The sequence below is a fragment of the Gallibacterium faecale genome, assembly GCF_027920745.1.
GTDB classification, from domain to species: Bacteria; Pseudomonadota; Gammaproteobacteria; order Enterobacterales; family Pasteurellaceae; genus Gallibacterium; species Gallibacterium faecale.
In genome coordinates this window covers 1-3,802 of the sequence record NZ_JAQIBB010000015.1, presented here as the reverse complement: position 1 = coordinate 3,802, position 3,802 = coordinate 1, and the positions used below count along the sequence as shown (strand labels likewise).

Annotated in this window: 4 protein-coding genes; all 4 read right to left on the bottom strand. The window is 38.1% G+C overall.

Annotated features, from left to right (window positions below):
- Positions 1-61: 61 nt before the first annotated feature.
- Genes frdD through frdA form a run of 4 tightly spaced genes read right to left on the bottom strand, consistent with a single transcriptional unit; the run spans position 62 to position 3,392 of the window.
- Entirely contained in the window at positions 62-406 is a 345-nt protein-coding gene (gene frdD, locus PF272_RS01505; protein WP_065234727.1) for a fumarate reductase subunit FrdD, read from the bottom strand.
- 10 nt (positions 407-416) lie between these two features.
- On the bottom strand, positions 417-812 hold the full coding sequence (gene frdC, locus PF272_RS01500) for a fumarate reductase subunit FrdC (protein WP_065234726.1): 396 nt from the start codon (positions 810-812) through the stop codon (positions 417-419).
- Positions 813-822: 10 nt separating this feature from the next.
- Positions 823-1,596, bottom strand: a complete 774-nt coding sequence (locus tag PF272_RS01495) for a succinate dehydrogenase/fumarate reductase iron-sulfur subunit (protein ID WP_065234725.1) — start codon at positions 1,594-1,596, stop codon at positions 823-825.
- 11 nt (positions 1,597-1,607) lie between these two features.
- Positions 1,608-3,392: a fumarate reductase (quinol) flavoprotein subunit gene (frdA, locus tag PF272_RS01490; RefSeq protein WP_271141374.1), complete on the bottom strand. Its 1,785-nt coding sequence runs from the start codon at positions 3,390-3,392 to the stop codon at positions 1,608-1,610.
- Between the last annotated feature and the right edge of the window lie 410 nt (positions 3,393-3,802).

Below are 3,802 nucleotides of genomic sequence, written 5' to 3'. Positions count from 1 at the left end.
CCCTTATAGGGTAGCCTAAAAACCGCACGTTTTACGTGCGGATTGTTATTAAAGAACTAACTTATAAAGAAATCACTGCACAAACTGTGAGTACAGAATAAAGCACTGCTAATCCGTAGAAAATCACACCGCCTGCGGGTACATGCACTTTAAAGTCATGTAAGCCTAAATGGATACGGTGGATACCACACCAAGTTGGGAAAATTAACAAAGCAAGAATTGCTAATTTTCCAATCCAAGTATGCGCAAATGCAATGATGTTATCTGGTGACACAATTCCAAATGGAAGAAGGAAACCAAGAATAAGCACTAATACAGGGAAAAATACTGCACTAATCGCACCACCCGCACCGAATAATAACCAAACTACGGGTTCATTTGAACGTTTTGGAGTTTCTTTGTTCATCTTATTCTCCCTATAATAGAATTAAGGCAATAATGCTTACTACGACAGTAATACCCCAAAATACTTTGGTTACTAAGTTCACATTGATACGTTCATTTTTCACAATGATATTCATCATTTGTGGAGCCATATTGAAGAATGTGAAACTATTTAATAAAACTGCGCCAAGCGTAATGATATTTAAGATCACCACCACTGGATTTTGTAAAAATCCAATAAATTTAGTATCAAAACTACCATCACCTAAACAAAGTAAGCCATAGAATAATTCAATACAGAACCAAATAGTTGGCACTGATGTACTTTCACGCAATACGTAGAATTTGTAAAAATCTAACTTTTTCCACCAAGTTGGTTTCACTTCACGCACATATTTTTTGCGTTTACTGGTTGCTACTGTTGTCATTTTACTCTCCTTACTTTTGCATTTTTAACATTGCAAAAACGTAATCTTTTGCACTTTCAATTTTACCTTGGTTAACCGCAGAAGCTGGGCCAACGTGTTTTGGACAAACTTCTGAACAATAACCAACGAAAGTACAACTCCAAACCCCATTTTTGCCGTTAAGAATCTTCATACGCTCTGCTTTACCATGGTCACGGTTATCTAAGTTATAACGATGAGCTAGGGTAATCGCGGCAGGACCTACGAATTCAGGATTTAAGCCAAATTGTGGGCAAGCTGCATAACATAAACCACAGTTGATACACATAGAGAAAGTACGGTATTTCTCTAATTGTGCTGGCGTTTGTTTAGTTCTTGATTTAGCCAATTCTGATGAAGGTTGCGGTTCATTTTTAAGCTCTGGCGCTTGGTTACCAATAATATATGGCTTAATTGACTCAAGACTTTCAATAAAGTGGCTAAGGTCAACCACGAGATCGCGTTCAATTGGGAAATTCGCTAATGGTTCAATTCGCATATGGCCGCTAAAATCGCGTAAGAAGGTTTTACACGCCAATTTTGGTTTGCCATTAACCATCATTCCGCATGAACCACAGATCGCCATACGGCAAGACCAGCGATAAGAAAGTTCAGGTTCGAGTTTATCTTTAATATAACCTAACGCATCAAGTAATGAGGTTTGGCTATCGTATGGAACTTGATAGGATTTTAAATGCGGTTCGCTATCTACTTCAGGGTTATAACGTAGAATTTCCACCGTCATTGTTTGTAATGCATTCGCCATTATTTTGCCCCTTATTTTGCTGCTTTTGCTGCTTCTGCGGCTTCTGCTTCCGCACCGTAAACACGTTTAGCTGGTTGTGATTTAGTGATCTTCACATCGCTATATTCAATGGTTGGTACGCCATCTGCTTTATAGAAAGCTAACGTATGTTTCAAATAGTTCACATCATCACGTTCTGTATAGTCTAAACGTTGGTGTGCACCACGAGATTCTTTACGATCGATTGCTGAGCAAGCAATAGATTGCGCTACATCTAAGATGTAACCTAATTCGATAGTGTAAAGCACATCAGTATTGAACACACTTGAACGGTCTGAAATACGGATACGTTTATAACGTTCTTTTAACTCTTGGATTTTATCAACGGTTTTTTGCATACTTTCTTGTGTACGATAAATACCGCAACCTTCTTCCATAGAGTTACCCATTTCATCACGGATACTTGACCAAGATTCAGTACCTTCTTGAGCTAATAATGCATCAACACGTTTAATTACATCTTGTGCTTGAGCATCAATAACTGATTGATTTGCTGGTTGAGCTTCAACTGCACGTTGTGCTGCATATTCCCCTGCTACACGTCCTAATACAAGTAATTCCGCTAATGAGTTAGAACCTAAACGGTTAGCACCGTGTAAACCTGAAGACGCACATTCACCTACTGCGAATAAGCCTTTAATACGAGTTTCAGATTGTTGATCCACTTCAATACCACCCATTGTATAGTGAACAACTGGACGTACTGGAATTGGTGCTTTCGCTGGATCAACGCCTTCATAAGCTTGTGCTAATTCACAAATAAACGGTAAACGTTCATGTAGATATTTTTCACCAAGATGTCTTAAATCAAGATGAACTACATCAACACCTTTTGCAGTTTTTAAGGTATTGCCTTTTTGTAATTCTTGCCAGAATGCTTGTGAAACTTTATCACGAGGACCAAGTTCCATATATTTATTTTGCGGTTTGCCGATTGGTGTTTCTGGTCCTAGACCATAATCTTGTAAATAACGATAGCCATCTTTATTTACTAAGATACCACCTTCACCACGACAGCCTTCAGTCATTAAGATACCAGTATTTGGTAAGCCTGTTGGGTGATATTGTACGAATTCCATATCACGAAGTGGAACACCGTGGCGATATGCCATAGAAAGCCCATCCCCGGTTACGATACCGCCGTTAGTATTAAAGCGGAACGCACGACAGCCACCACCAGTAGCAATAACTACAGCATTCGCATTAATTTGTACCATGGTACCTTCCATCATATTCATGGCGACTACACCACGTGCATGACCGTCATCCACAAGGATATCTAATACGAAATGTTCATCAAAACGTTGAATTTGAGGGAATTGGATAGAAGTTTGGAATAATGTATGAAGTAAGTGGAAACCAGTTTTATCTGCTGCAAACCACGTTCTTTCGATTTTCATACCACCAAAACGACGTACGTTTACATCACCATCTGGACGACGGCTCCAAGGACATCCCCAACGCTCTAATTGTGTCATTTCGATTGGAGAGTGTTGGACAAAGTATTCCACAACGTCTTGTTCACATAGCCAGTCACCACCGGCAACAGTATCATGGAAATGTTTATCGTAAGAGTCTTCTTCCTTGATAACAGCTGCTGCACCACCTTCCGCTGCAACAGTATGGCTACGCATAGGATAGACTTTTGAAATTAAAGCAATTTTAAGGTTAGGATTAGCTTCTGCGGCTGCGATTGCTGCACGCAAACCACCACCACCAGCACCAACAATTGCAATATCGACATTAACGGTCTGCACGATATTCCTCCAAGTTAATTAATTTACGAGTAAAAAGTGTGATTATTGTGCCATTAATTGGAGACGGGGTAATTATTTTTTCACAGATTTTTAATAAAAAAACTCTGTTTCGTGATCTACCTCAAAAAAGTTATCTGCGTTTCCAATAAATAAGAGGTAGAAGCAGAATTTGCTTATAGAACAAGATTCATACAAAGATAGAAATAAAAGAAATTTTATCTAAAATTTCTCAAAAAATACTCAAAACAACATTTTATTAACAACTAATAAACAAATAGAATTTTGGAACACGAGTTATTAACAATTTAATGAAGTGATAATACAAATATTAGAATGAATAAAAAATATACACTTCATTTACACTATTAATTCTCTTTTATAAGAAAAAGGATAAGAAAAAGGCAGCCTAT